General features: G+C 57.4%; 25 protein-coding genes, 1 tRNA gene and 1 pseudogene. 17 read left to right on the forward strand and 10 right to left on the reverse strand.

Annotated features, from left to right (window positions below; all coding sequences use genetic code 11):
• The coding region (locus NFS22_RS17495) for an integrase core domain-containing protein (RefSeq protein WP_251318990.1) at nt 1–357 on the forward strand (357 nt) is incomplete at its 5' end.
• Between the two features lie 169 nt (nt 358–526).
• Nucleotides 527–1,660 carry an IS3 family transposase gene (locus NFS22_RS17500; protein ID WP_251318991.1) on the forward strand — a complete coding sequence of 378 codons (1,134 nt, stop codon included), beginning with the start codon at nt 527–529 and terminating at the stop codon, nt 1,658–1,660.
• Nucleotides 1,661–1,872: 212 nt separating this feature from the next.
• Here the strand turns inward: NFS22_RS17500 and NFS22_RS17505 are convergent.
• A tRNA-Ser gene (locus NFS22_RS17505) sits at nt 1,873–1,962 on the reverse strand.
• Between the two features lie 159 nt (nt 1,963–2,121).
• Nucleotides 2,122–2,265 carry a hypothetical protein gene (locus NFS22_RS17510; RefSeq protein ID WP_251318992.1) on the reverse strand — a complete coding sequence of 48 codons (144 nt, stop codon included), beginning with the start codon at nt 2,263–2,265 and terminating at the stop codon, nt 2,122–2,124.
• On the opposite strand from NFS22_RS17510, the pseudogene NFS22_RS17515 reads away from it, so the two are divergent.
• A pseudogene (locus tag NFS22_RS17515) lies at nt 2,252–2,770 on the forward strand (transposase); the annotation flags it as partial. The gene NFS22_RS17510 and the pseudogene NFS22_RS17515 sit on opposite strands and share 14 nt — an antisense overlap.
• 347 nt (nt 2,771–3,117) lie before the next feature.
• Here NFS22_RS17515 and NFS22_RS17520 read toward each other — a convergent pair.
• The 4 genes from NFS22_RS17520 to NFS22_RS17535 form a co-directional block, all read right to left on the reverse strand.
• Nucleotides 3,118–4,290: a leucine-rich repeat domain-containing protein gene (locus tag NFS22_RS17520; protein WP_251318993.1), complete on the reverse strand. Its 1,173-nt coding sequence runs from the start codon at nt 4,288–4,290 to the stop codon at nt 3,118–3,120.
• Nucleotides 4,291–4,382: 92 nt separating this feature from the next.
• A complete protein-coding gene (locus NFS22_RS17525) occupies nt 4,383–4,727 on the reverse strand; it encodes a MurR/RpiR family transcriptional regulator (protein ID WP_251318994.1) in 345 nt (114 codons plus the stop codon).
• 972 nt (nt 4,728–5,699) lie between these two features.
• The gene (locus NFS22_RS17530; protein ID WP_251318995.1) at nt 5,700–6,179 is read right to left on the reverse strand and encodes a hypothetical protein; all 480 of its coding nucleotides are present in this window, start codon (nt 6,177–6,179) and stop codon (nt 5,700–5,702) included.
• 150 nt (nt 6,180–6,329) lie between these two features.
• Nucleotides 6,330–6,911 carry a uracil-DNA glycosylase gene (locus NFS22_RS17535; RefSeq protein WP_251318996.1) on the reverse strand — a complete coding sequence of 194 codons (582 nt, stop codon included), beginning with the start codon at nt 6,909–6,911 and terminating at the stop codon, nt 6,330–6,332.
• 435 nt (nt 6,912–7,346) lie between these two features.
• On the opposite strand from NFS22_RS17535, the gene mraZ reads away from it, so the two are divergent.
• The 12 genes from mraZ to ftsZ all read left to right on the forward strand — a co-directional run bounded on the left by mraZ (nt 7,347) and on the right by ftsZ (nt 21,034).
• The gene (gene mraZ, locus NFS22_RS17540; RefSeq protein WP_251318997.1) at nt 7,347–7,763 is read left to right on the forward strand and encodes a division/cell wall cluster transcriptional repressor MraZ; all 417 of its coding nucleotides are present in this window, start codon (nt 7,347–7,349) and stop codon (nt 7,761–7,763) included.
• 1 nt (nt 7,764) lies between these two features.
• Entirely contained in the window at nt 7,765–8,700 is a 936-nt protein-coding gene (rsmH, locus tag NFS22_RS17545) for a 16S rRNA (cytosine(1402)-N(4))-methyltransferase RsmH (RefSeq protein ID WP_251318998.1), read from the forward strand.
• Nucleotides 8,701–8,725: 25 nt separating this feature from the next.
• Nucleotides 8,726–9,292, forward strand: coding sequence for a hypothetical protein (locus NFS22_RS17550; protein ID WP_251318999.1), 567 nt, complete (start codon nt 8,726–8,728; stop codon nt 9,290–9,292).
• Nucleotides 9,293–9,417: 125 nt separating this feature from the next.
• The gene (locus NFS22_RS17555) at nt 9,418–11,898 is read left to right on the forward strand and encodes a penicillin-binding transpeptidase domain-containing protein (protein WP_251319000.1); all 2,481 of its coding nucleotides are present in this window, start codon (nt 9,418–9,420) and stop codon (nt 11,896–11,898) included.
• A gap of 148 nt (nt 11,899–12,046) precedes the next feature.
• The gene (locus tag NFS22_RS17560) at nt 12,047–13,537 is read left to right on the forward strand and encodes a UDP-N-acetylmuramoyl-L-alanyl-D-glutamate--2,6-diaminopimelate ligase (RefSeq protein WP_251319001.1); all 1,491 of its coding nucleotides are present in this window, start codon (nt 12,047–12,049) and stop codon (nt 13,535–13,537) included.
• Nucleotides 13,538–13,586: 49 nt separating this feature from the next.
• Nucleotides 13,587–14,573 carry a phospho-N-acetylmuramoyl-pentapeptide-transferase gene (mraY, locus tag NFS22_RS17565; protein WP_251319002.1) on the forward strand — a complete coding sequence of 329 codons (987 nt, stop codon included), beginning with the start codon at nt 13,587–13,589 and terminating at the stop codon, nt 14,571–14,573.
• Between the two features lie 180 nt (nt 14,574–14,753).
• Nucleotides 14,754–15,980 carry an FtsW/RodA/SpoVE family cell cycle protein gene (locus NFS22_RS17570; protein WP_251319003.1) on the forward strand — a complete coding sequence of 409 codons (1,227 nt, stop codon included), beginning with the start codon at nt 14,754–14,756 and terminating at the stop codon, nt 15,978–15,980.
• Between the two features lie 91 nt (nt 15,981–16,071).
• Nucleotides 16,072–17,190, forward strand: coding sequence for an undecaprenyldiphospho-muramoylpentapeptide beta-N-acetylglucosaminyltransferase (gene murG, locus NFS22_RS17575; RefSeq protein WP_251319004.1), 1,119 nt, complete (start codon nt 16,072–16,074; stop codon nt 17,188–17,190).
• 77 nt (nt 17,191–17,267) lie between these two features.
• A complete protein-coding gene (locus NFS22_RS17580) occupies nt 17,268–17,405 on the forward strand; it encodes a hypothetical protein (RefSeq protein ID WP_251319005.1) in 138 nt (45 codons plus the stop codon).
• A 144-nt stretch (nt 17,406–17,549) separates the two neighbouring features.
• The gene (gene murA / locus NFS22_RS17585) at nt 17,550–18,809 is read left to right on the forward strand and encodes a UDP-N-acetylglucosamine 1-carboxyvinyltransferase (RefSeq protein WP_251319006.1); all 1,260 of its coding nucleotides are present in this window, start codon (nt 17,550–17,552) and stop codon (nt 18,807–18,809) included.
• A gap of 54 nt (nt 18,810–18,863) precedes the next feature.
• The gene (locus tag NFS22_RS17590; protein WP_251319007.1) at nt 18,864–19,733 is read left to right on the forward strand and encodes a cell division protein FtsQ/DivIB; all 870 of its coding nucleotides are present in this window, start codon (nt 18,864–18,866) and stop codon (nt 19,731–19,733) included.
• A 146-nt stretch (nt 19,734–19,879) separates the two neighbouring features.
• Nucleotides 19,880–21,034 (forward strand): cell division protein FtsZ, encoded by a 1,155-nt coding sequence (gene ftsZ / locus NFS22_RS17595; protein WP_251319008.1) that lies wholly within the window; start codon nt 19,880–19,882, stop codon nt 21,032–21,034.
• Between the two features lie 93 nt (nt 21,035–21,127).
• Here ftsZ and NFS22_RS17600 read toward each other — a convergent pair whose 3' ends face one another.
• From NFS22_RS17600 to NFS22_RS17610, 3 genes are all read right to left on the reverse strand, one after another.
• On the reverse strand, nt 21,128–21,808 hold the full coding sequence (locus NFS22_RS17600; RefSeq protein WP_251319009.1) for an LrgB family protein: 681 nt from the start codon (nt 21,806–21,808) through the stop codon (nt 21,128–21,130).
• Nucleotides 21,801–22,163, reverse strand: a complete 363-nt coding sequence (locus NFS22_RS17605) for a CidA/LrgA family protein (RefSeq protein ID WP_251319024.1) — start codon at nt 22,161–22,163, stop codon at nt 21,801–21,803. The genes NFS22_RS17600 and NFS22_RS17605 overlap by 8 nt, the downstream gene beginning before the upstream one ends.
• Before the next feature lie 251 nt (nt 22,164–22,414).
• A complete protein-coding gene (locus NFS22_RS17610) occupies nt 22,415–22,627 on the reverse strand; it encodes a helix-turn-helix domain-containing protein (RefSeq protein ID WP_251319010.1) in 213 nt (70 codons plus the stop codon).
• Nucleotides 22,628–22,714: 87 nt separating this feature from the next.
• Between NFS22_RS17610 and NFS22_RS17615 the strand changes: the two genes are divergently transcribed.
• A complete protein-coding gene (locus NFS22_RS17615) occupies nt 22,715–22,978 on the forward strand; it encodes a hypothetical protein (protein WP_251319011.1) in 264 nt (87 codons plus the stop codon).
• Between the two features lie 60 nt (nt 22,979–23,038).
• On the opposite strand, the gene NFS22_RS17620 is transcribed toward NFS22_RS17615, so the two are convergent.
• Nucleotides 23,039–24,298, reverse strand: a complete 1,260-nt coding sequence (locus tag NFS22_RS17620) for a diaminopimelate decarboxylase (RefSeq protein WP_251319012.1) — start codon at nt 24,296–24,298, stop codon at nt 23,039–23,041.
• A 200-nt stretch (nt 24,299–24,498) separates the two neighbouring features.
• On the opposite strand from NFS22_RS17620, the gene glnA reads away from it, so the two are divergent.
• Nucleotides 24,499–25,830 (forward strand): type I glutamate--ammonia ligase, encoded by a 1,332-nt coding sequence (gene glnA / locus NFS22_RS17625; protein ID WP_251319013.1) that lies wholly within the window; start codon nt 24,499–24,501, stop codon nt 25,828–25,830.
• Nucleotides 25,831–25,834 lie beyond the last annotated feature (4 nt).

Consider the following 25,834-nt stretch of genomic DNA (forward strand, 5'->3'; position numbering starts at 1 on the left):
TTATTTCCATTCTTGACTGAGTCGTTGCTTTTCATACTTGCAGTTTTTGTCGTTTACACAGATTTTTCGGCGGTCTCTTTTTCCAACAGCAAACGGGATGTCCAGACCCTTTTTGAAAAGACTGCCGCTGATCTTGGCATCCGCCACAAGCTCATCCGCCCTTACACCCCAAGACACAACGGAAAAGTAGAGCGCAGCCACAGGGAAGACCAGAAACGCTTCTATTCTGTTCGTTCTTTTTTCTCTCTGGCTGACTTTCAGAAACAACTCGCTGTCCATAACCGAAGCTCCAACAACTTACCGATGCGTCCCCTCTCCTGGCTTTCTCCTATCGACTTCCTTGTCCAATTTGTTTGACAAACTTACAACGTTTTTCAGCAGGGTCATTCGATCAAAAATGATTAGGAAAATCTATTGGATACACAATTCTATCGAATTTGTGCATCATAATTTTTGTAAAAATCGTTATGCTATATTGCACTCCATATGGTATGCTGAATCATATCATGCGAAAGGATGTCGTATTATGGCTTATTCCGATCAAGAAAAATCTGATATTATTGCACAGCATAAGCAGGGACGTTCTGCCCAAGACCTAAGCGCAAAATATGGAGTATGTGAGCGCACCATCTATCGCTGGGCAAAAAAGTATCGTGATATAGTTCCTGAAGAAAAACGTACCCTTACTTCCAGAGAATACGATATGCTCCTGCATCGGGTTGAAAAACTTGAGAGCATCGTAGCCATTTTAAAAACGGTCAGCTGTACTATCCATGCCCCTCTAAAAAAGAAGCTGCATGAATTGGAGTTGCTCTATGGACAGTACGATGTCCACACTCTCTGTGAAGCATTGGATGTTTCTCGTGGTACATTTTACAATCACATTCTCCGTAATAAACGAGGAAACGCGTGGTTTGAAAAGCGCAGAGAAGAATACTGCGTCCTGATCCGGGAGGTGTTTGATGAGTACCGCCAAGTGTTGGGGGCCGAGAAAATTCGCACGATCCTTGTTCAGCGCGGATACCAGGTCAGCACAGAATATGTGGCAAGATTGATGAGAGAAATGGGGTTGGCCAGTATCCGGAGTACTGCGAAACAGGATTACATGAAACTCCATGCACCAGAGAAGAAACAAAACATCCTTCGTCAGCAATTCCAGGCAGACAGGCCCAACCAGGTTTGGGTCAGCGATGTCACATGCTTCAAGCTGAGAGAACTCTATTTATATATCTGTGTGATTTTGGACTTGTTTTCCCGCAAGGTTGTCGCATACAAAGTATCCAGGAAAAATAGCACCCAGCTAATCACCGCTACGTTTAAGACCGCATGGGAGCAGCGCAGTCCAGGCGTTGGCCTCATTTTCCACAGTGACCGAGGGGCCCAATATACCTCTCACCGGTTCAGACAATTACTTCATGAGCGGTCTGTAGAACAGTCTTTCTCCAATTCAGGGAAACCTCATGACAATGCAGTTGCTGAATCTTTCTTCGCCACACTTAAAAAGGAAGATTTATATCGAAAGGATTACACATCAGAAGCTACTTTTAAGCGAGGCATTGCTTCCTACATCGAATTTTATAACACACAGCGACCTCATCGTACACTGAAAAACCAAACACCATGTCAGGCAGAGGAGTTGTTCATGAATGATAGCCAATAAAAGGGCCAGGAGGATGTCAGCGGAGTTCGAATCCCCCTAATTACATGTTTTGCACTCTGATTTTGAATTGTTTGCTTTTGTTCACTGACACATGTAATTCGAAGTTAAAAAGCCTGTAGCCCTTGAAATACAAGGGCTACAGGCAAAGAACGACCCTACCTAATCCGAACAACTGACAACAATTTGTTCAGATTAGGTAAGGTCGTTCAGGTTGGCGCAGTAGGAGGGATTCGAACCCTCGAGCCCTTATCAGGCTACACGATTTCCAGTCGTGCTCGTTATGACCACTTCGATACTACTGCAACTTGTGCTATTATCTTGCCTAATGAGTTAACATTACTTATTATACTAATTTTTTATCAACAGTCAAGTCTTTTTTTGATTAAAAACTAAATTCTTAAAAATATCTATAATCTATTTCTTGAATATTGGAAAAATTTGCAGAATTAACAAATATTTCTCTACCACTTAGACAGGATTCGGCCATAGATTAGACTGCGTTCATAGTCGTATTTGACGACCGCCAGGATCACGGTGTCCCCCTTGCGGAAGTCCCGGTCGGTGTGCTGAGTCGTGTAGAGGCACAGGCAGGTGATTGGGGACAAGTGTCTTGGTATGCTGGAGGCTGTGGGAGAAGTGTTCCCGGAGGCCAAATACCAGCGGTGTACCGTCCATTTCTACCGCAATGTCTTTTCTGTAACACCGCGCTCTAAGGTGAAGTTGGTGGCCAAGATGCTCAAGGCGATCCATGCCCAGGAGAGCAAAAAAGCATCCCGTGAGAAAGCTAAGGCCGTGGTAGCCCAGCTGCGGGAAATGAAGCTGAAGGAGGCGGCCAAGAAAGTGGAGGACGGCATTGAAGAGACGCTGACCTATTGCGACTTTCCCAGCGAACACTGGACTCGTATCCGCACCAACAATGTCATGGAACGCCTCAACCGGGAGATCCGCCGCCGCACCAGAGTAGTGGGCTGCTTCCCGGATGGCAATTCTGCTTTGATGCTGGTCTGTGCCAGGCTCCGCCATGTAGCTGGCACACAGTGGGGCAACAAGAAGTACATGAATATGAAGCACTTAGAGACCTCTCTGGAGGATGCCTCTACTGCTGGCTGATTTTATTCTGCCAGAGTCTGCAAACTTTTTTGCGCATAATTCTTGACATTGCCGGGATGCGGAAGTAGGTAAACTGCATCGCCTCATCGCCGTAAAATAGCTTGGTAATTTCATATCCGGCATGGCCGTTGCCTCCTTTTGGGCATGAAAAAAACACGATTGTCAAATCGTGTTTTTTTCTGGATGTTCGATTTTGTCACAAAAGAAAGAATTTATGGTAACTGCATAATAAAATGTTGTTTTCAGTCTTGTCCTTTATCGGTAACGTCCTAAGGATCATATTATATTCTTTTGCTGTAAAGGTTAAACTCCTGATGAAAGATTTTACAGATCAAAGTGGTTGGGAACTATCCCGCCTCCGGCTCTTTGTCCATAAACAGCTCATGAACATAATTGTTCTTAAACATATCCCGCATGGCGTAGTACCGCTCATGGGTGCGCCAGCCCTGGTCAATAGAGCCCTCGCCGTTGCGGATGATTTTTGCGTTGGGGTAGGTCTCTTTCAGCTTCTGGTACTCGCTGTAGGGAATCCTGGTGTGCTCCATCCACAGCCGTTCCAGGTTGGGCAGGTTGTAGAGATAGGTGGCATCGCTGACCCGGTTGTAGCTGATGTTCAGGTCCTTGAGGTTTGGGGTGTACTGCAAAAAGCTCAGATCGGTCACATAGCCCACAAAGAACTCCAGATACTCCAGCTTGGGGGTGTACTGAATCCAGGACAGGTCCTCCACCTGGTTGTCCACCGCAATGAGAATCTTCAAGTTGGGCATGTACTGGAGGAAGGACCAGTCGTGGACCCGGTTGTGTCCCAGGTCCAGGGCCACCAGGTCGGTGCAGTAGCGCAGGTACTGGGCGTCCTCGTCGTAAAGGAAGAAGGTCTGGGCGCAGGTCTTCATGGTGGAGAAGGCCACTACGTCGGTGCGGAAGGTCCAGTGGTGCCAGACGATCTCCCAGATCATGCGGATGTCGGGGAAGGTGTCCTGGAGGGCAGCGTAATCCGCGTTGGTGAAGCCGGTTTTGCAGAGGTCCACCCGGGTCAGGCTGGGGAGCATCCTGAACAGCTCATACAGGTCCACCCCCAACCCGGCCAGGTCGTGGCCGGACAGGTCCAGCTCGGTCATATCCGGTGTGACGGCGACGCCGTCCACGTCCAGCTGCCAGGATACTTCACGGTCTTCGCACCGGGCGGTCACGTCCTGAATCTGGCGAACGGTGAGCTGGTAACCGGTCAGGTCAATCTGCTGGCCCTGATCTCCCTGCCGCTCTGCCTCGTCCAGCACTTGGGCATAGGTGACCGGGGGCTCGGATAAGAGGGTTGCGACCTCCACATTAACCTCCTCCGGGATGTTGGAGCGGTCCAGGGTATAGGGCGGCGGAGGTGGAGGCTCCGGGACTGGCTCAGAGACGGCGGCGGAGGTGGGAACGCTGATATTGGCTGAGGTACTGGCTTGGCCCGCGCCGCAGCCGCACAGCAGCACCGCTGTTAGAGCGGTCAGCCAGACAAGATACAAATTTTTTCTCATTTCTGTATCCTCCTTTTTTGCTCTTTACCTTATTGTGTTGCTAATCTTGTTAATGTGAAAATGAATAGGTTGCCAGGATGTGCTGGCGCTTCTCAATCTTTATCCAAAAGCACCAAATGGTTGGCCTTAAAAAAGTCATTCAATAGATTAAGCTTTGTGGCAGACTGCGGCGAATATCGTTTACCTGATTCCTCGATAAAAGCCTGAACAACGATTAGAGTTGAAATATGCTCGCTGGTTTGATCCACAGTTCCGGTGTTGATGATGTTGGCACTGAGAGAAGAGATTGGGTTGTAGGTGCTGTTGGTAATTAAGATAATTGGAATCTTATATTTATGGCACAATTGCGCAAATTCTACGGTCCGCTTGGTACACGGCCGGGTGGAGATAAAGATAACAACATCATCTGGTGTCATATTCAAGACATGGTCAAACAAAAACTCCTGCCGGAAAGAGAGTAGTATTTGGCATAAACAGGTTCAGCGCATCTTCAAAATGCATGGAAATAGATGCTGCACTGTGTAAACCAAGGAGGTAAATATGCCTGGAACGCATCATTAGATCAACAGCAGACATAAGCTGCTGCTTTTTCGGTAGAACATCCTTGATTTGTTCCAGAGTTTCGATAATATTTTGTTCATATCCATCTAAAATTGCCTCTTAATGCCTATCAGACTGTCGAAACATTATATATCGGTAATGAGGAAAAAGCAAGTGTGGAAAATTAAGGTGGCGAAATAATGCTTGCTTTTTATGAGAATTCGGATACCTAAAATCTTAAAACATAGCAAATCGCCGCCCTCGCTTGCCGGAAACTATTTGGTGGGCCGAGGGCGGCTTTTTTATTTCAATAGCAAGGAGGAATCAGCATGGCATACCGGCCAATGTCATTAAGTTAAGAGGATATGCTGAAAATATTGCTTAAAATTATTTGCACTTCACAATAATACTTGCAATTCGCAAAATTTCTATAGTATGAATTTTTCTTCCAAATTCTTAACCTGACATCATTTGACAGGCGGTATCTCTTTTCAAATGGGAGACTTTTTGTGCAGCCGAAGTGTTCCATAAGCTCACAGGTGATACTGCTGCCTTTCAAGGACAGGATCAGGGTGAGCAACTTTGCGAAGGGCAACTTGACATTCCTGGTAAAATCTCTGCCGGGAGAACGCGCAAACAACCATGAAACAGCGCTGACAGAACGAATCGCACTATATAGAGTTTCTCGTATACAGATTGCTTTGCTTGACATAGGAGAGCCCCCTTGTAATTGATGAGACACAACACCTTTCAATTACAAAGGTGCTTTTTCGCCGAAACGAAAAAGCACCCACAGTTTTTCCTTTTTGTCAAGTGTTTTTGATCACTCCTATTATATTTTTATTCAGATATCCCTCCATGGGCTTAGATTATTGACATTGCCCTTTTTGGGGGTCGAAATATTCCTCAATCCGCCAGCCCATTTTCTCCAGCACCCGCTCCGCCGTGTCGTAGCCCACGTTGTTGAGCACATTCCAGAGATTTTCCAGCAGAAAACCGGACAGGCTCTGCTTGTCCTCCCGCCACTTGGCGATAGGGTCCCGCTCGTGGTGCCAGTACATAGGCGGGTCGTCCTGGTCCAGGTCCTCTTTGCGGATGCCGAAGGTGATCTCACCTCCGCCGAAGTCGCTGCCGATGAGCAGATAGTCGCCGGTCAGGCCGGGCCACTCCTCCCGGGGAGTCTGAATGAAGAGAAAGTAACGGTTTCGGGAATTGACGGGCTGGTCCTCCTGGTGGGCTTTGAGGTCGTCCACATACTCCCGAATTTCGTCGTAATACATCCAGGGTGTGGACGCACCGGTCCACAGGTTGGAGGTGGCAAACAGCGGACACTGGTAGGCCAGCTCCATAAACTCCACATAGACCGAGGGCAGAGGAATCTGTTTGTCCTGCTTCAGCTGTTCCAGAAATGTGCGTCCCGCCCTCTGGTCAAAACCCAGGATACGCAGCAGTCCGGCGCGGACAGGTCATATTGAATCATTGGTGATTCCCTTCGTCTCTTAATAAGTGTGGTCACAGACCTCTAAAATTTTGGCCTGGATGGCTTTCAGGTCCTCAAAGGTCTCGGGACGGCGGCGCGGGTCCCGGAGGATGGCGGCAGGGTGGAACAGGGCGGTCATCCACACGCCGTTTTTTTCAAACCACTGGCCGTGCTCCCGGCTGATTTTAAAGTCGGACTTGATGAGCTTGCAGGCGGAGATGCGGCCCAGGCAGATGATGATTTTGGGGCGGATCAGGGCCACCTGGCTGCGCAGATAGTCGATACAGGCCTCCTGCTCGGTGTTCAGCGGGTCCCGGTTCTGGGGGGGACGGCACTTGACCATGTTGGCAATATACACGTTTTTCTCCCGGCTCAGGTCCACCATCTCCAGCATGTCGTCCAGCAGCTTGCCCCCCCGGCCCACAAAGGGCTTGCCCTGGAGGTCCTCGTTTTCACCGGGGCCCTCGCCGATACACATCACCTCGGCGTCCCGGGGCCCGACGCCGAAAACCACGTTGTGGCGGGTATCCGCCAGGGCGCACTTCTGGCAGGACAGACAGGCCTGTTCCAGCGCCTCCCACTCATTGTACAGCATGTTCATTCCTCCTGGCATAGTTTCGCCCCAAGGGGGCGGAATTCGACGATTTCATCCATAGCATACCACATTTTCATGGAGATGGAAAGGGCTTTTTCATAAGAGAACACAATTCCGAAAAAAATATTTTCAACTTTTTCCTGCACTTCCGGGAAGAGCTATCTCCGGAAACACGCCGGGGGAGCTACAAGATATTGAAGATTGCTCTAAATTAAATGCGAATATCTTGTATATGCGCAGGGGCGGAGAAAAAATGGAACATGCGTTTTGATGACAAAAATCGAAAGTTTTTCCCGGAAATCGCACGCTTTCGGGCAAAATTCACAGAAAAAAACCTCTTGCTTTTTATGTCAACAACAATTATACTGAAGGAGCTCTGGTGGAGCAAAGTGGGGGGAAATCCCTGTTATCAACATCAAAGTGGGGGAGAGGTGAGGGGCGGTGACTGGCACATACGAACACAGTATCGACGCCAAGGGCCGCCTGTTCATCCCCGCCAAGCTTCGGGAGGAGCTGGGCTCCGCCTTTTATCTGGCTATGGGGGTGGACGCCTGTCTGGCCATCTACCCCCAGTCCACCTGGGACCGCTTCACCGAAAAATTCGCCTCCCTGCCCATGAGCCAGTCCAAAGCCATGCGCCCTCTGTTTGCCAACGCCGCCAAGTGCGAGCCGGACAGCCAGGGCCGCATTGTGATCCCCCAAAAGCTGCGCAAATACGCCGGACTGGAGAAGGAGACCGTGATTATCGGGGTCCATGACCGGGCGGAAATCTGGTCCGCCGCCGCATGGAACGCCCAAGAGGAGGAGGAAATGACCCCGGAGAAGATGGCCGCCTGTATGGCCGAACTGGGGTTCTGATATGAGTGAATTTACCCACCGCCCCGTCCTGCTGGACGAGTGCATTGAGGCTTTGAACATCCGCTCCGGCGGAATTTATCTGGACGGCACCCTGGGCCGGGCAGGCCACAGCCGGGAGATTGTCAAACGGCTGACCACCGGCCGCCTGATCTGTGTGGACCGGGACCAGGCGGCTCTGGATGCCGCCCGTGAGCGGCTGGCCCCCTGGCTGGACCGGGTGGAGCTGGTCCACAGCAACTTTGACCGGGTGGATGAAATTTTGGACAGTCTGTCTATGCCGGCGGCGGACGGTATGCTCTTTGACCTGGGGGTGTCCTCTCCCCAGCTGGACGACGGCAGCCGGGGCTTTTCCTACATGGCGGACGCCCCCTTGGATATGCGCATGGATCAGGGAGAGGGGCTCACCGCCGCCGGTGTGGTCAACGGCTGGTCTCAGGAGGAGCTGCGCAGAGTGATATCACAGTATGGGGAGGAGCGCTTTGCTCCCCAGATTGCCGGGGCCATTGTCCGCCGCAGAGGGGACAAGCCCATTGAGACCACTCTGGAGCTGGTGGAGGTGATCAAAAGCGCCATGCCCGCCAAGGCCCTGCGGGAGAAGCAGCACCCCGCCAAGCGCACCTTCCAGGCCATCCGCATCGCCGTCAACGACGAGCTGGCCTCGGTGGAGCGGATGCTCCAGCGGGCCGTCCCAAGGCTGAACCGGGGAGGGCGGCTGGCTGTGATTACCTTCCACTCCCTGGAGGACCGCATTGTGAAAACCGGCCTGGCCGGCTTTGCCAAAGGATGTACCTGTCCGCCTGATTTTCCCGTGTGCGTCTGCGGAAAGACGCCGGACATCAGGCTGGTCAATAAAAAGCCCATCCTGCCCAGCCAGCGGGAAATTGAAGAAAACCCCCGCGCCCGCAGTGCCAAGCTGAGGGCGGCGGAGAAGCTGTGAAAATACGAACGATAGGAGTACCGTTATGGCCAAATATCGCCGCCATAATACAACCGCATACAGTACCTACGGCAGCGTGGCCTACGCCCCGGCCTACGACGGGAACGCCGTCCGGGCGCCCCGGCGGGAGGAGGAGCTCCGCCGGGCCCCGGCCCCCTACCCCAAGCGGCGGGAGCAGGTCCGTCGGCAGGAGCGGGCCAGCGTACGGGTCCGTCAGGCGGGGGCAATCGCCCCCTTCGCGGTGGTGGGCTTTCTGGCTGTAGCCATCTTCGCGGCCATGCTGATTACCAGCTACGCCCAGCTGACGGTGGCCAACGACGAGATGGTCAAACTGCGCAGCGAGCTGTCCGCCCTGAAAAGCGACAACGCCGCCCTGACCGCCCAGTACGAGAAGGTCTTTGACCTGGCCACCATCCAGGAGGTGGTGGGGGACACCATGGTGCGCCCCACCAGCGACCAGGTGGTCTATATCGACCTGTCTGAGCCGGACACTGTCACCGTCTACCAGGGCAATGCCGGGCCCTCCGGGCTGCGGAGCATACTGGAGGGAATCGGGGATATTTTCGGCAGCATCATAGAATATTTCCGCTGACCCGTACATAGTGTACAATACGGGCCGGCTGGGTCAAAGCGCACAAGCTCACCGGTAATATAGAGAAATTCGGGCGCAGGAAAGAGGCTTTCTTGCGCCCTTTCACCGCAAAGGGGGTCCGTTTTATGAACAGAAATACAGCCAGAACCCGGAAACAAACAGCCAAACGGGCCCCGGAACGGAGCCGTTACGAGCGGGGCCTCAGCTGGGCCGGGGCACCCACCAGCGCCACCCGGGGCAGCCACTCCAAGCGTTCCATCCTCCACCGCACGCTGGTGCTGATGGTTGTGTGCGGTGTGGTGATGTTCATTCCCCTGGCCTGGAGGCTGTGGGATATCGCCATTGTCCACCACGACGAGTACCAGAAGACGGCCACCCAGCAGCAGACCCTGGATTTTACCATCTCCGCCCAGCGGGGCAACATCTATGACCGCAACGGCAACGTGATGGCCATGTCGGCCACGGTGTATAAGCTGATCCTGTCCCCGAGGGACCTGGTAAACAGCGTATCTAAAAAGGACGAGGACGGCAATGAGCTGTCCACCGAGGCCTACAATGCCAGCGTGGCCCTTCGCCAGGACCAGATGGTGATGGAGCTGATGACCCTGTTCCCGGAGCTGGACCGGGAGCGGGTGGATAAGCAGGTACACAACACCAAAAACGCCTACTGGGAGGTTAGAACCAACATTGAGGAGGAGGAGGCCGAGGTGCTGCGGGAGTACCTCACCGAGCACAAGACCGCCTCCTACCTGTACCTCATTCCGGACGCCAAGCGCTACTACCCCTACTCCGGCCTGGCCGCCCAGGCCCTGGGCTTTGTCAACGCCAACGGCGGGGCCTACGGTATTGAGGCGGTGTACAACGATGTGCTGGAGGGCACCCCCGGCCGGGTAATGACCAACAAGACCGCCGGCGGCACCGAGCGCTTCAATACCTATGCCGAGTATGTGGACGCCGTGGACGGCTACAACCTTACCCTCACCATTGATGCCACCATTCAGTCCTACCTGGAAAAAACCCTGGAGGAGGGCATCCGGGAGTTTGACGTGCAGGAGGGTGCCTTTGCCATTGCCATGAACCCCAAGACCGGGGCTATCTACGGCATTGCCAGCTCCCCGGACTTTGACCCCAACAGCTACTCCCAGATTTCCAACGAGCTGCTTCTGGCCCAGATGGAGCAGGATAAGGAGGAGATTTTTCAGCAGCTGAAGGCGAACAACACAGAAAACCTCACCGACAGCGAGCTGATGAGCAAGGCGGAGAGCCAGGCCTACTCCAACGCAGTCAATACCCAGTGGCGCAGCCGGGCCATAGACTCCCGGTATGAGCCGGGCTCCACCTTCAAGGCTCTGGTGCTGGCCGCCGCCCTGGAGGAGGGAGTGGTGTCTGAAAGCGACCGCTTCTACTGCCCCGGCTATGCCAAGGTGGCCGACCGGGAGATCTCCTGCTCCAGAAAGCAGGGCCACCTGGACCAGGACCTGACCAAGGCGGTGGGCAACTCCTGCAACCCCGCCTTTATGGAAATCGGCAGGCGGCTGGGTAAGGATAAGTTTTATCAGTACTTTGAGGCCTTTGGCCTGATGGAGAACACCGGCATTGACCTGCCCGGTGAGGCCAGCCTGGTGGGCGCCATCTGGGATAAGAATAAAATGGGCGAGGTGGAACTGGCCACCGCCTCCTTCGGCCAGCGCTTTGAGGTCACCCCCCTCCAGATGATCTGCGGCTTTGCCGCCGTCATCAACGGGGGCAACCTGGTAAAACCCTATGTGGTCCAGTCCATCAGTACCAGGGACGGCACCGTTGTCCAGAACACAGAGACGGAGATTGTCCGCCAGGTCATCAGCGCCGAGACCAGCCAGCGAGCCGCCGACATTTTGGAAAAGGTGGTGTCCCAGGGCACCGGCAAGAACGCCTATGTGGCGGGCTACCGTATCGGCGGCAAGACCGGCTCCTCCGAGGTGGGCCTGGAGAAGGACCACACCCTGGTCTCCTTCATGGGCTACGCCCCCGCCGACGACCCCCAGGTGATTGTCCTGCTGGCCTACGACCGGCCCAAGCCTGTGTCGCCAGGCAGCGACTACACCGCCAATGATATTTACATCAGCGGCGGCAACATGGCCGCCAAAAAGGCCGGCCCCCTGATTGCTGAGATTCTGGACTACCTGGGAGTGGAGAAAATCTACAGCGCCGAGGAGTCCGCCGCCGTGGACGTACCTATGCCCAGTGTGACCGGAATATCTGTGGACAACGCCAAGACTGAGCTGGAGAAGAAGAACCTGAAGTACCGCACCATAGGCCAGGGAGACACCGTCTCCCGTCAGGTTCCCGCCGCCCGGGCCAGCATTCCCGGCGGCTCCACCGTCATCCTCTATCTGGGGGACGCCGTTCCAGACAGCACCAACGAGGTGCCGGATGTCACCGGCATGACCTACGAGGGGGCCAAAAACGCCCTGGAAAGGGCCGGCTTCTTCATGCGGGCCTCGGGTGTGTCCACCTACTACAGCAACACCACCACCGCCGCCGGCCAGAGCGTCAGCCCAGGGGAGGCGGCCGCCGTTGGAACGGTCATCAATGTGCAGTTCTACAACGTGGTGGAGGATAACTAAAGCAATTACCAGCTTTGCTGGCCTGTGGCCGCCCCTACAGCTCGGGCGGCAGGGACTTATAGCACCCCGGCTTTGCCGGGCCCCCTTTGAAAAGGGACCTTAGAGCACATCTTATATAGAATGAAACCGCCCTTTGAGGGGTGACACCATGAAACTGCGCGACCTTTTGGTTGGCGTCCCCCTCACGGGGGAGAGCCTCAGCCAGGATATGGAAATTTCTTCCATATCCTACGATACCCGGACCCTGGAGCCAGGAGCCCTTTTTGTGGCCATGTCCGGCGACAAAACTGACGGCCACCGGTACATCCAAACCGCCCTGGAAAAGGGGGCCGCCGCCGTTATATGCCAGCGGGCCCCGGAGGAAGAGGGGCCCTGGCTGGTAACGCCGGACAGCCGGCTGGCCCTGGCCCTGGTTTCCGCCAACTGGTTTGGCAGGCCGGGGGACTCCATGGTCCTGGCCGCCGTTACCGGCACCAACGGCAAAACCACCACCACCAACCTGCTCAAGGAGCTGCTGGAGCGGACGGCGGGGGCCAGGGTAGGCCTTGTGGGTACCAACCGGAACATGATTGGAGACCGGGAGCTGCCCGCCCACCGCACCACCCCGGAGAGCTGGGAACTCCAGTCCCTCCTGCGTCAGATGGCGGACGAGGGCTGTACCCATGTGGTGATGGAGGTATCCTCCCACGCTTTGGTCCAGCACCGGACGGCCGGGCTGATTTTTGACACGGCAGTCTTCACCAACCTGACCCAGGACCATCTGGACTACCACCACACCATGGAGGACTACCGGGCCGCCAAGGGGCTGCTCTTTAAACAGTGCAGAAAGGCTGTACTCAACCTGGACGACGAGGCGGGACGGTGGTATCTGGACCAGGTGAACTGCCCTGTGTTCACCTACTCAGAGAACAAGACCGGAGCGGACCTGTCCGCCAAGAATATCCGCCTGTTCCCCGGCCATGTGGAGTTCGAGGCCCTGACTTTGGGAAAGCTGGCCCACATCCATCTGCCCATCCCCGGCGGCTTTTCCATCTACAACGCCCTGTCCGCCCTGTCCGCAGGGCTGTGCTTGGGGCTGGGACTGGAGGAGATGGCCGCCGCCATGCCCAACCTCCATGGGGTAAAAGGCAGGGTGGAGGTGGTGCCCGTCCCCCGGGCCTACACCGTTATCATAGACTACGCCCACACCCCCAACGCCCTGGAAAATATCCTCACCACCGCCCGGGACTTTACAGCGGGCCGCCTCATCTGCCTGTTTGGCTGCGGCGGCGACCGGGACAGGACCAAGCGCCCCATTATGGGGGCCATTGCCGGGGAGCTGGCCGACCTGGCGGTGGTCACCTCCGACAACCCCCGCACCGAGGACCCCCGGGCCATCATTGACGACATCCTCTCCGGCATGGGGGAGGGAGAGGCCGAACTCCATGTAGAGCCCGACCGCCCGGCCGCCATTGCCTGGGCTCTGGAGCAGGGGAAACCGGGGGACGTGATTGTCCTGGCCGGCAAGGGCCACGAGACCTATCAGGAGATCAACGGCATCCAGCACCACCTGGACGAGCGGGAAGTGGTGGCGGACTATTTCAAACAATCGGACCTCCGACAACAAAAGACTGGAAAAGTTCCCGCAGATGTGATATAATCCCTTGTTCTGTGCGCTCCAAAAGAGAAAAAACCGGGAGGGTTCCAATATGATATTCATCCTGAGCTTTATTGTGGCCTTTGGCGTGGCCGCCATTGTGGGCCAGATTCTGATTCCGCTGCTGCGCCGCCTGAAGGCGGGGCAGTCCATCCGGGCGGACGGCCCCACCTGGCACATGTCCAAGCAGGGGACCCCAACCATGGGGGGCATCATGTTCATTGTGGCCATCGCCGCCGCCTGCGGGGTGGCCGGCTGGGAGGAAATCCAACGGGGGAACTGCAAGCACCTGTATGTGTTCCTCTTTGCCCTGATCTTCGGCGTAATCGGCATGATTGACGACTTTCAGAAGCTGCGCCACCACGCCAACGAGGGCCTTACCGCCGCCCAGAAGTTTCTGCTCCAGCTGGCGGCGGCCATTGCCTTCACAGTGCTGATGCGAAACGAGGGATATCTGACGCCCAACCTGTTTATTCCCTTTTTCAACTTCACCATTCCCCTGCCCTGGGTGGTGTACATGGTCTTTGCCGCCTTTGTCATGGTGGGTACGGTGAACGCCGTCAACCTCACCGACGGCATAGACGGCCTGGCCACCGGCGTCACCATCCCTGTGGCCCTGTTCTATATGACGGTGGCCGCCTGGTTCGGACGAAACGATCTGGCCATCCTGGCCGCCGCCCTGGCGGGGGGACTGTCCGCCTTTCTGCTGTATAACTTCCACCCCGCCAAGGTCTTTATGGGGGACACCGGCTCCCTGTTTCTGGGGGGGATGGTGTGCGGCCTGGCCTTTGCCCTGGATATCCCCCTGGTCATTCCCATTATCGGCCTGATCTATGTGGCCGAGGTGCTGTCTGATATTATCCAGGTGGTCTACTTTAAAAAGACCCACGGCAAACGCTTTTTCCGTATGGCTCCCCTCCACCACCACCTGGAGATGGGCGGCTGGAGCGAAACCAAGCTGTTCTGCGTCTTCTCCGGCATCACCCTGGCCCTGTGCTGCCTGGGCTTTCTGGGGGTTATGTACCGGTATCCCATGTAAGACGCACAAAAGCCTCCCTTCACAAAGGGAGGCGTCACCGCTGAAAGCGGTGACGGAGGGTTTTCCCTTGTGGAAATGCGTCTGGCGCTGTTTAGGAGAAAACCCCCAGTCAGCCTTACGGCTGACAGCCCCCTTTGCGAAGAGGGCCTTATGGAGCAGACCTGAAAGGAGGCAGAGCCTTTGGCCCGCAAAGCGAAACGAGATTTGACCATGGATGAGCAGCTGGCCCGGGGCCCGCTGGACCTGCCCTTTCTGATGCTGGTACTTCTGCTGCTGGGTATCGGGCTGATTATGCTCTTTTCCGCCTCTTACTACACCGCCTTTCGGGATCCCAAGCCCCCGGTGAGCAACAACCCCTACTTCTACATCACCCGTCAGGCGCTGTATGCCGGGGCGGGGGTGGCGGCCATGTACCTGATCTCCCGCATCAACTACCAGCACTTCCGCTGGATGGCCCCGCTGATGCTGGCAGGCTCCATCTTTCTGCTGGCCCTGTGCTACACCCCCTTTGGGGTGGAGATCAACGGGGTAAAGCGCTGGCTGTATGTCTTTCTGGTGGGCGGACCCACCTTTCAGCCATCGGAGATTGCCAAGGTGGCGATTGTGCTGTTCTTTTCCGCGCGATTGTGCAAGCGGGACACGGAGCATCAGCTGCGCTTCACCAGGCGCACCGGCACCGGCCGTATGCTGAATTTGCTGGAAAAGATCGGTTTTCTGGAGCTGGTGCCCTATGGAGTGGTGATGCTGGTGGTGCTGGTACTGGTGGTCTTTGAGCCCCACATGTCGGGCACCATCCTGATTATGGTGGGGGGAGCCTCGGTCCTTTTTGTGTCGGGAATCCGCCTGGGCTGGTTTGTAGGCCTGGGCTCCCTGGCGGGGGCGGGGCTGGCCTTTATCGTGTTTATGACCGACTACCTCACCAGAAAGATCAACATCTGGCTGGACCCCTGGGGGGCTGACGCCCAGAGTGACGGCTACCAGTTCCGTCAGGGCGTGTACTCCATCGCCTCCGGAGGCCTGCTGGGCCGGGGGCTGGGCAACAGCGGACAGAAGTACGGCTTTGTCCCGGAGCCGGAGAACGATATGATATTCCCCATTACGGTGGAGGAGCTGGGCCTGGTGGGGGGCTATCTGATTCTGCTGCTGTTCGCCCTGCTTATCCTGCGGGGCTATTGGCTGGCCCTCCACGCCCGGGATAAATTCGGTATGCTCACCACTGTGGGCATTATCACCCTGCTGGCCACCCAGGTGTTTTTGAATATCGGGGTGATTACCGGCCTGATCCCCAACACCGGAATTTCCCTGCCCTTCTTCAGCTACGGAGGCACCGCCCTAATGATACAGCTGGCGGAAATGGGCATGATACTAAGTATTTCCCGACAGATACCGGCCTCCCGGAAGGATTGACCCCTGCGGGGGCCGCCCCCGGACGGTCGGAAACCAATGATAAGCGGGCCGCCGGAGGCGGCGGCCTCTACAGTCCATATGAGGTGGTAATATGAATATTCTGTTTACCTGCGGCGGCACCGCTGGCCATGTGAACCCGGCGGTGGCTCTGGCCCGTGTTTTCCAGGAGAAGCACCCCGGCTGCCGGGTCCTCTTTGTGGGGGCGGACGGCGGTATGGAGAACAAGCTGGTTCCCAAGGAGGGGTACCAGATCAAAACGGTGACCATCACCAACTTCCACCGCTCTTTGGCCCCGGCGGACATTGCCCACAACCTGGGCACGCTGATGAATATGCAGCGGTCTAAAAAGCAGGCCAGGGACATTCTGGATGAGTTCAAACCCGATCTGGTGGTGGGCACCGGGGGCTACGCCTCCTACCCTGTGGTCAATGAGGCCGCCCGCCGGGGCCTTCCCACCGCCGTCCACGAGTCCAACGCCGTTCCTGGCTTGACCACCAAGGCACTGTCCAAGGTGGTGGACCGGGTGATGGTAGGCTTTGAGGAGAGCCGGGAGCACTATGACAACCCGGAGAAGGTGGTGGTTACCGGCACCCCTGTCCGAGGGGACTTTTTCAAGTATACCAAGGCCGAGGCCCGGAAGAAGCTGGGCTTTTCTGACGACCGGCCCCTGCTGCTGTCCTACTGGGGCTCTCTTGGGGCGGAGGTGATGAACCAGAAGATGATGGACTTTATCGCCAAGGAGTGCTACGAGGGAGCCCCCTGGCGGCATATCCACGGCGCGGGCCGGGACTACCCCTGGATGCAGGAGGAGCTGCTCCGCCGGGGGCTGAAGCTGGGGGATAACGGCATTGAGGTGCGGGAATATATTTATGACATGCCCCTGGTGATGGCTGCCGCCGACCTGGTGCTGTGCCGTGCCGGTGCCTCCACCATCTCAGAGATTACCGCCATTGCCAAGCCCGCCGTGCTGGTGCCCTCCCCCAACGTTACCGCCAACCATCAGGAGAAAAACGCCAAGGTGCTCTCCGGCCAGGGGGCCGCCGTCCTGCTGCGGGAGGCGGACTGCGTGGAAAACACCCTGTTTGACAAGGCGGCCCTCCTCCTCAACGCCCGTGACCACCGGGAGGAGATGGTAAAAGCCCTCCAGTCCATGGCCGTGCCCAATGCGGCGGAGAAAATTTATGAGACGCTGCGGGAGATTATGAAATAGAAGCACCTCCCGCCGCAGCACCAAAAACCTCCCTCTTTGAGGGAGGTGGCACGGCGAAGCCGTGACGGAGGGAGTTTATGGCAATCGTCAGAATTGCTGCCCCTACAGAGCCGGTGTCAGCAAGTTTGAAGCTTGCTGTGGTTGTAGATTTTCGATGCTTTACTCCCTCAGTCACCGCCTGCGGCGGCGACAGCTCCCTCTCTGAGGGAGCCTAAAAGGACCAGCACAAGTTTTTTGATACACTGAGCCAGCCTTTGGCTGACAGTTCCTTAAAGAATTCCCAAGAAGCCTTTCGAGAAACCAAACCTCTAGGTTTTGCATAGGATAGCCCAGATTCCAACAATTTGGAGGGCTGTCCCATGAGCTGTTATGAAATTACGGGCGGACGTCCCCTGTCCGGCTCCCTGGCTGTCCACGGGGCCAAGAACAGCGTCCTGCCCATTTTGGCCGCCTGCCTGCTTGTGCCCGGGCAGTGCGTGCTCCGCAACTGCCCCGACCTGTCCGACGTGGCCGTCACGCTGGATATTCTGCGCCTGCTGGGGTGCCGGGCTGACCGGGAAGGGGATACGGTGGTCATTGACGCCTCCGCCCTCAGCCGGTGCGACATCCCCGAGCACCTGATGCGAGAGATGCGCTCCTCTGTCATCTTCCTGGGGGCGCTGCTGGCCCGGCTGGGAACGGCGGAGCTGTCTTACCCCGGCGGGTGCGAGCTGGGCCCCCGGCCCATTGACCTGCATCTGTCCGCCCTGCGGGCGCTGGGGGCCGAGATTCTGGAGGAGCAGGGGGCGCTGGTCTGCCGCAGCTGCCGGGAGGGGCTGCGGGGACGGGAAATCTGCCTGTCCATCCCCAGTGTGGGCGCTACGGAGAATATTATGCTGACCGCCTGCGGCTGTCCCGGCCTGACCACCATTGTAGGCGCCGCCCGGGAACCGGAGATTGTTGATCTCCAGGGCTTTCTTCAGGCGGCGGGGGCCCGGATTCAGGGCGCGGGCACCTCCTCCATAACCATTCAGGGGGGAGTTCCCCTCCGCCCGGTCCAATACCAGGTGATGGGCGACCGTATCGCTGCCGCCACCTACCTGTGCGGGGGGGCCGCCGCCGGAGGGGAGGTGGAGGTGACCGGCGTGGCTCCGGACACCCTGGCCGCCGTCCTGTCCTGCCTGGAGGAGGCGGGCTGTACCCTACATACCGGCCCTGACCGGGTGGTCCTGACCAGCTGTGCCCCTCTGCGGGGTATCAGCCCGGTACGCACCGCCCCCTACCCCGGCTTTCCCACCGACGCCCAGGCCATCCTTATGGCCGCCCTGGCCGGAGGGGAGGGGGCCACCCTCTTTGTGGAGAATATGTTCGACAGCCGCTACCGCCATGTGGGCGAGCTGCGCCGCATGGGGGCGGACATCCAGCTGGCCGGCCGGGCCGCCATGGTGTCCGGGGTGGGACGGCTCCACGGGGCCTCTGTCCGCTCCACCGACCTGCGGGGCGGGGCCGCCCTGGTGGTGGCCGCCCTGGGGGCGGAGGGAACCACCCAGGTGTCCGGCCTGCACCATATCGGAAGGGGCTATCAGGCCCTGGACAAAAATCTGCGGGCCCTGGGCGCCGATATCCGAAGGGTGCCCTAGGCACAAAAGTCCCCTTTCAAGGGGGGCCTGATTCCGATACCAAGGAGACAACCCATGCCAAGACACAGCCAACGCAGCAGAACACGCAGGAGAAACAGGGGCCGCTTTGGACCGCTGTTCAAGCTGCTTTGCGTGCTGACGGTTGTGGTGGCGCTGACGGTGGGGGCCACGGTGTTTTTTCGGGTGGAGGTGGTAACCGTTACCGGCAACCAGCGGTACACCCAGGAGGAGATCGTGGCCGCCTCCGGCATTGAGGTGGGCGACAACCTGTACAGTCTGAACAAGGTGCGTATCAACCAGAACATCCGCACCACGCTGCCCTACATTGGGGACCTGACCATCAACCGCTCCCTGCCCAGCACCATTGTCATCACCGTCACCGAGTGGGAGGCGGTGGCCCAGATTGCCGTCCCCGACCCGGAGCGGGTGGCCGCCTTGCAGCAGGAGCTGGCGCAGCAGGCAGGAGAGGGGGAGGAAGCACCCGTTCTGGCCGCCGCCCAGGAGCCCTGGCTGATCAGTATGAAGGGCAAGCTGCTGGAACCCGCCGCCCCGGACTCGGCGGCCATCACCGTCACCGGCCTGACGCCTCTGGCCCCCCAGGCGGGCAGCATGCTGGAGGTGCCAGAGGAGGAGCAGACCCGTCTGGAGGCCCTCACCGCCCTGCTGGAGGCCCTGGGAGGGGCGGGGATACAGTCCCAGGTATCCTCCGTCCAGCTGGAGAGCACCTATCTGTCGCTGCGGTACGCCGAGCGCTTCGATGTGAAGATGGAGCTGAACGCCGACTTTGCCTATAACGTGCGGCTGATGCAGTCCATACGGAAGGAAATGGAAGCCAAAGACGGGGAGGATGCCGCCGGGGCCATGGATTTGACCCGGTCGCCGGCGGTATATTCTCCCGCCCAAAATCAGCAAATTTCCCCATGAAAATTTTGGAAACTTTGCCTGAAACGTGATTTCCTCTTGACCTGGGGGGAAAACTGCGTTACAATAAAACATGATGTGTCTAAAACCCGGGACCACCCCACAAGACCCTGTATGCGGGACCCCACTTTTACATAGGAGGAAAAGCAATGGCGTTCGGATTAGATATGGGCCCTGAGAGCGTGGTCAGCATCAAGGTGATCGGTGTGGGCGGCGGCGGCAACAACGTGGTCAACCGCATGGTACGTACTGGAACCAAGGGTGTGGATTTTATTGCCGTTAATACGGACAAGCAGGCGCTGGAGGCCTCCAGCGCCACCAACAAGATCCAGATCGGCGAAAAGCTGACCAACGGCCAGGGCGCAGGCGCCGACCCTGAGGTGGGCCGCAAGTCCGCCGAGGAGAACCGCAAGCAGATCTCCGAAATCCTGGAGGGCACCGACATGGTGTTTATCACCGCCGGCATGGGCGGCGGCACCGGCACCGGCGCGGCCCCCATTGTGGCCGACATTGCCAAGGAGCAGGGCATCCTTACTGTAGGCGTTGTGACAAAGCCCTTCCGCTTTGAGGGCCCTCGCCGTATGCGTCAGGCCGAGGCGGGCATTGCCGAGCTGCGAGCCAAGGTGGATTCCCTGGTCATCATCCCCAACGAGCGGCTCAAGCTGGCCAGCGACCAAAAAATTACCATGCTCAACGCCTTTGAAATTGCCGACGACGTGCTTCAGCAGGCCGTCCAATCCATCTCTGACCTGATTAAGAACACTGGCTTCATCAACCAGGACTTTGCCGACGTGTCCGCCGTCATGAAGGACGCAGGCCGGGCCCACATGGGCGTGGGCCGGGCTGCCGGCAAGAATAAGGCCGAGGAGGCCGCCAAGATGGCCATCTCCAGCCCCCTGCTGGAGACCTCCATCAACGGTGCCCGGGGCGTGCTCATCAACGTCACCGGCTCTATGGATATCGGACTGGAGGAGGTGGAGACCGCCGCCAACCTGGTCCAGGAGGCCGCTTATCCCGATGCCAACATTATCTTCGGCGCTGCCTTTGACGAGACACTGGAGGACGAGATCCGGGTTACCGTCATTGCTACCGGCTTTGAGGAGAACCAGTCTGTCCCCTTCCCCCACCAGGTGGAGGAACCCGCCCCTCAGCCGGAGGAGAGCGCCGCCCCCGCCAGTGAGGAGGCCCCCGCCGCCGAGCAGCTCGCTGTACCTGCGGCTCCCCCTGAGCCCGAGCCCCCCAAGCCCGCCGTCAATGACGACGACTGGGATATTCTGGAGCGGATTTTCAGCAAAAAGAGGTAAAATAACCGCCCTGCCGTCAGGCAGGGCGGTTTCCTATTGTCAAAAGCCTCCCTCTTTGAGGGAGGCGGCACGGCGAAGCCGTGACGGAGGGGGCTACAGAAACAGCGCCAGCACCGAGGTTATGATTCCGCACACACAGATGGCGATAGAGCTCATGGCCCCCTGGACCTGGCCGATCTCAATGGCCCGGGTGGTGCCCAGGGCGTGGCTGCATGCACCAATGGCCAGCCCTTCTGCCACAGGCTCTGTAATGTGAAACACCTTGGCGAACAGGGGGGCAAACACCGCCCCGGTGATCCCGGCCACCATCACCGCCGCCGCCGCAATGCCTGCCACGCCGCCATGACTTTCGGCAATGCCCATGGCGATGGCGGTGGTGACGCTTTTGGGCATAAGTGAGGCGGTCAGCGCCTCGTCAACATGAAATGCTTTACACAGGGCCAGAATGCTGGCCACGCTGGTGAGACTGCCTACCAGGCAGCCGGCTAATACTGGCAGGAAATGTTCCTTCAAAATTGTCCGCTGGTTATAGATATTCAGGGCCAGCACAGCGGTGACAGGGCTCAGCATCAGCTTGATGAAGTCGCCGCCAACGGCATAGCTCTGATAGGGGATGTGAAAGACGGACAACGCCGCAATAATCAGGGCCACGGCAATGAGCAGGGGGTTGCACAGCAGGAACCCCGTCTTTTTCTGGACCCAGCACCCGAAGCACCAGGCGGCGGCGGTGAGGGTCAGCCCGAAGAAGGGGGAGGCCAGCAGGGCGTCAGACATGCTTTCCCGCCCCCTTTCCCCTGGCACGGCGGATGAGCCACTGGACGGACCAGCCGGTTACCAGATAGATCAGCGGCGTGGTTAAAAAGCTGATGAGCAGAAAGGGAGCCAGCTGCCCCAGGATGATGGGGGCGTGTTCCATCACCCCCACGCAGGAGGGGAGAAAGAAAAACGCCATGTTGGCCACCAGAAATCCGCTGAGCCGCTGGATGTGTTCCGGTTTGAGAATTTTGGCAAACAGCAGCAGTCCCAGCAGCAGTAAGGCAATTACACTTGCTGGAAAGGCCACCGGAATCAGGGCCGCAATGCCCTCGGAGAGCAGACAGACGCCAAAAATAATGGCCAGCTCCGCCATGATGTTCAAAGAAGTCACCTCGAATGATTATTACAAATTTGCCCACCCGTCACAGGTCTCCGCCCCCAAAAGCCTCCTTTTGAAAGGAGGTGGCGCCGCCCGAAGGGCGGTGACAGAGGATTGTATTTCGCCGCAGGCGAAATGTATGAAATAGACCAGGTTTTTGCAGACTTGGTTTACTTTGTACATTTTGCTTCACAAAATACAATCCTCAGTCAGCCTGCGGCTGACAGCTCCTTTCAAAAGGAGCCTTATTTGCGCTCGTCCGAACGCCCTACCAGATAATCCAGAGTTACGTCGTAGAAGTCTGCCATTTGGACCAGGACGGAGGCGGTTGGTTCCCGTTCGCCGCGTTCATACCGTACGTAGGTATTTAAAGCAAGGCCCATCTCCCTGACAAGGCTTTTTTGCGAAAAGTCTTGTTCCAGCCGGAGTTGAAGAAGCCGTTCCGGTAATTTCGTCATTTTTTCTTCTCCCTCTTGATAACCCCGTTTGGGGTCTGCATAATGGGATTATAACAAACCCCGTTTGGGGTGCATAGAGGTGCAACAATGGATGACCTGACGCAATGCCTCTACGAATTTTTAATGGACCGCCGTATGGGAGACCTGTGGAAGGACGAAAAGTACAAAGCGTGCAGCCTGGCTGTGGAAACACAGGAAGAGCGGGTAAACTCCTTCCTCACAAGTGAGCAGCGAAAAAAGCTGGACCAGCTTCTGGATAAGATCACAGAACAGGAGTGTCTGGAAAAAACCTATTTGTTCCAGGCGGTGCTGGAGCTTGTCCGGGAGCTGAACGCCATTGTGAGGGCATAAAAGCCTCTCCCCTTGTGGGGGCGGAGGGGGGCATCCCTTCGTTTAAACAAAGAAGCGGCCTTACTCCCAGATCACAGTCGCGAAGTAGTCCTCAGGGGTTTCGGCCCGGCGCATGAGGCGGGTGGAGCCGTCCTCACACAGGAGGATCTCGGCGGAGCGGAGCCGGCCGTTGTACTGGTAGCCCATGGCGTGGCCGTGGGCGCCGGTGTCGTGGATGGCCAGCAGGTCGCCAATGTCCACCTTGGGCAGCATGCGGTCAATGGCGAATTTGTCGGAGTTTTCGCACAGAGAGCCGGTGACGTCGTACATATGGCCGCAGGGGGCGTCCTCCTTGCCCATCACGGTGATGTGGTGGTAAGCGCCGTAGATGGCGGGGCGCATCAGGTCGGCGGCGCAGGCGTCCACGCCGATATACTCCTTGTGGATGTGCTTTTCGTGGAGCACCCGGGTAATCAGATGGCCGTAGGGGGCCAGCATGAACCGGCCCAGCTCGGTGCAGATGGCCACATCCCCCATGCCTGCGGGGACCAGAATTTCCTCATAGGCCTTGCGCACCCCCTCTCCGATGACGGCAATGTCGTTGGCGGGCTGCTCCGGACGGTAGGGCACCCCCACGCCGCCAGACAGGTTGATAAAGGTGATGTGGGCCCCGGTCTCCTCTTTCAGCTCCACCGCCGTACGGAACAGGATGGCGGCCAGGGCGGGATAGTAGTCGTTGGAAATGGTGTTGGAGGCCAAAAAGGCGTGGATGCCAAACTCCTCCGCCCCCAGCTCCTTCAGGCGGCGGAAGGCTTCGGTCATCTGGGGCCGGGTGAGGCCGTACTTGGCGTCGCCGGGGTTGTCCATCACCTGAAAGCCCTCTTTGCTCTCCCCCAGGGTAAAGGTGCCGCCGGGATTGTACCGGCAGGAGATTTTTTGGGGGATATAACCGATGGTATTCTTCAAAAAGTCGATATGGGTGATGTCATCCAGGTTAATGGTGGCCCCCAGCTTTTCCGCCAGCACAAACTCCTCAGCGGGGGTGTCGTTAGAGGAGAACATGATCTCGCCGCCCCGGAAGCCGCAGCGGTCGCTCATCATCAGCTCGGTGAGGGAGGAGCAGTCCACGCCGCAGCCCTCCTCGTGGAGGAGCTTTAAAATCTGAGGGGTGGGGGTGGCCTTGACAGCGAAGTACTCCTTAAAGCCGGGGTTCCAGGAGAAGGCTTTGTACAGGGCCCGGGCATTTTCCCGGATGCCCTTCTCGTCGTAGAGATGGAAGGGGGTGGGGTAGTCTTTCACAATCTTCAAAAGCTGCTCCAGGGTGACAAAAGGTTTTTTCATTGAGCTCCGCTCCTTTTTCTATAAATAAGGCAACAGACAGTCTAACTTCTTTTCCGGGTTTTGTCAATAAAATCCTTGACAATCCGGGGGGAATAATGCGATACTAAAGCAATCATCAGCGCTGTGCCCCTACAGGTCCTGTGTGAACAATAATGAATTTTGCTTTACGCCCCAAATCATGAAAGAGAGGATTTTTGCTTATGGCCTATTCCAAGGAAGACATCATCCGCATTGTCCGGGAGAGCGAAATTGAGTTTATCCGGATGCAGTTCACCGATATTTTCGGCCAGATGAAGAACGTGGCCATCACCGCCTCCCAGGTGGAGAAGGCGGTAAACAACCAGATTATGTTTGACGGCTCCTCCATTGAGGGCTTCACCCGTATCCATGAGTCGGACCAGTGCCTGTATCCCGACCTGGACAGCTTTATTATTGTCCCTGAAAAGGTGGCCGGGGGCAAGGTGGCCCGTATGTTCTGTGATGTGTACAACACCGACGGCACTCCCTTTGTGGGCGACCCCCGGGGCGTGCTGCGCCGGGTGCTCCGCCGGGCGGAGAGCATGGGCTACGACGTATTCAACATTGGCCCTGAGCTGGAGTTCTTCCTCTTTGAGACCGACGAAAACGGCAGGGCCACCACCCGCACCAAGGACGAGGCCGCCTATTTCGACCTGGGCCCCCTGGACCACGGCGAGTCCACCCGCCAGGAGATCTGCCTGAACCTGGAAAAGATGGGCTTTGAGATTGAGGCCAGCCACCACGAATGCGCCGTGGCTCAGCACGAGATCGACTTTAAGTACAACGACGCCCTGGAGGGCGCCGACAAGATCATGACCTTTAAGCTGGTGGCCAAGAGCATAGCCCAGAAAAACCACCTCCACGCCACCTTTATGCCCAAGCCCATTTACGACATTGCCGGCAACGGCATGCACCTGAATATGTCCCTGTTCAAGGACGGCAAGAACGTCTTTTACGATCCCAGTGGGGAGCGGGGACTGTCTAAAACGGCCTACTCCTTCATTGCCGGACTGCTGGAGCATGTCCAGGGCTTTACCGCCGTCACCAACCCCCTGGTCAACTCCTACAAGCGCCTGGGCGCCGGCCATGAGGCCCCCCGCTACCGGGCCTGGTCGGCCTCCAACCGGTCCGCCCTCATCCGTATCCCCGCCGCCCGGGGCCAGGCCACCCGGGTGGAGTTGCGCTCCCCCGACCCCGCCTGCAACCCCTATCTGGCGGTGGCCGTCTGTCTGGCCGCCGGCCTGGACGGCATTGCCCGGGGCCTCACCCCGCCCCCCGAGATCACCGGCGACATCTACGCCATGGACGACGCCACCCGTGAGAAGCACGGCATCTACTGCCTGCCCGACACCCTGAAGGACGCCCTGGAGGAGATGGAGAAGGACGCCCTCATCCTGGACGTGCTGGGACAGCACGTGGCCGACCACTACATCAAGGGCAAAATGAAGGAGTGGGACGAGTATCAGACCCGTGTGTCCAGCTGGGAGCTGGAGAAGTATCTGGTCATCTATTAAAAAG

The organism is Flintibacter muris, from assembly GCF_943192995.1.
Classification (GTDB): domain Bacteria; phylum Bacillota; class Clostridia; order Oscillospirales; family Oscillospiraceae; genus Lawsonibacter; species Lawsonibacter muris.

Excerpts from the sequence above, each read along its gene's own strand:
- NFS22_RS17500 (WP_251318991.1), top strand. The coding sequence starts at position 527 with ATGGCTTATTCCGATCAAGAAAAATCTGATATTATTGCACAGCATAAG.
- NFS22_RS17520 (WP_251318993.1), bottom strand. The coding sequence starts at position 4,290 with ATGAGAAAAAATTTGTATCTTGTCTGGCTGACCGCTCTAACAGCGGTG.
- NFS22_RS17530 (WP_251318995.1), bottom strand. The coding sequence starts at position 6,179 with ATGGAGCTGGCCTACCAGTGTCCGCTGTTTGCCACCTCCAACCTGTGG.
- NFS22_RS17535 (WP_251318996.1), bottom strand. The coding sequence starts at position 6,911 with ATGAACATGCTGTACAATGAGTGGGAGGCGCTGGAACAGGCCTGTCTG.
- rsmH (WP_251318998.1), top strand. The coding sequence starts at position 7,765 with ATGAGTGAATTTACCCACCGCCCCGTCCTGCTGGACGAGTGCATTGAG.
- NFS22_RS17550 (WP_251318999.1), top strand. The coding sequence starts at position 8,726 with ATGGCCAAATATCGCCGCCATAATACAACCGCATACAGTACCTACGGC.
- NFS22_RS17555 (WP_251319000.1), top strand. The coding sequence starts at position 9,418 with ATGAACAGAAATACAGCCAGAACCCGGAAACAAACAGCCAAACGGGCC.
- NFS22_RS17560 (WP_251319001.1), top strand. The coding sequence starts at position 12,047 with ATGAAACTGCGCGACCTTTTGGTTGGCGTCCCCCTCACGGGGGAGAGC.
- mraY (WP_251319002.1), top strand. The coding sequence starts at position 13,587 with ATGATATTCATCCTGAGCTTTATTGTGGCCTTTGGCGTGGCCGCCATT.
- murG (WP_251319004.1), top strand. The coding sequence starts at position 16,072 with ATGAATATTCTGTTTACCTGCGGCGGCACCGCTGGCCATGTGAACCCG.
- NFS22_RS17580 (WP_251319005.1), top strand. The coding sequence starts at position 17,268 with ATGGCAATCGTCAGAATTGCTGCCCCTACAGAGCCGGTGTCAGCAAGT.
- murA (WP_251319006.1), top strand. The coding sequence starts at position 17,550 with ATGAGCTGTTATGAAATTACGGGCGGACGTCCCCTGTCCGGCTCCCTG.
- NFS22_RS17590 (WP_251319007.1), top strand. The coding sequence starts at position 18,864 with ATGCCAAGACACAGCCAACGCAGCAGAACACGCAGGAGAAACAGGGGC.
- ftsZ (WP_251319008.1), top strand. The coding sequence starts at position 19,880 with ATGGCGTTCGGATTAGATATGGGCCCTGAGAGCGTGGTCAGCATCAAG.
- NFS22_RS17600 (WP_251319009.1), bottom strand. The coding sequence starts at position 21,808 with ATGTCTGACGCCCTGCTGGCCTCCCCCTTCTTCGGGCTGACCCTCACC.
- NFS22_RS17605 (WP_251319024.1), bottom strand. The coding sequence starts at position 22,163 with ATGGCGGAGCTGGCCATTATTTTTGGCGTCTGTCTGCTCTCCGAGGGC.
- NFS22_RS17610 (WP_251319010.1), bottom strand. The coding sequence starts at position 22,627 with ATGACGAAATTACCGGAACGGCTTCTTCAACTCCGGCTGGAACAAGAC.
- NFS22_RS17615 (WP_251319011.1), top strand. The coding sequence starts at position 22,715 with ATGGATGACCTGACGCAATGCCTCTACGAATTTTTAATGGACCGCCGT.
- NFS22_RS17620 (WP_251319012.1), bottom strand. The coding sequence starts at position 24,298 with ATGAAAAAACCTTTTGTCACCCTGGAGCAGCTTTTGAAGATTGTGAAA.
- glnA (WP_251319013.1), top strand. The coding sequence starts at position 24,499 with ATGGCCTATTCCAAGGAAGACATCATCCGCATTGTCCGGGAGAGCGAA.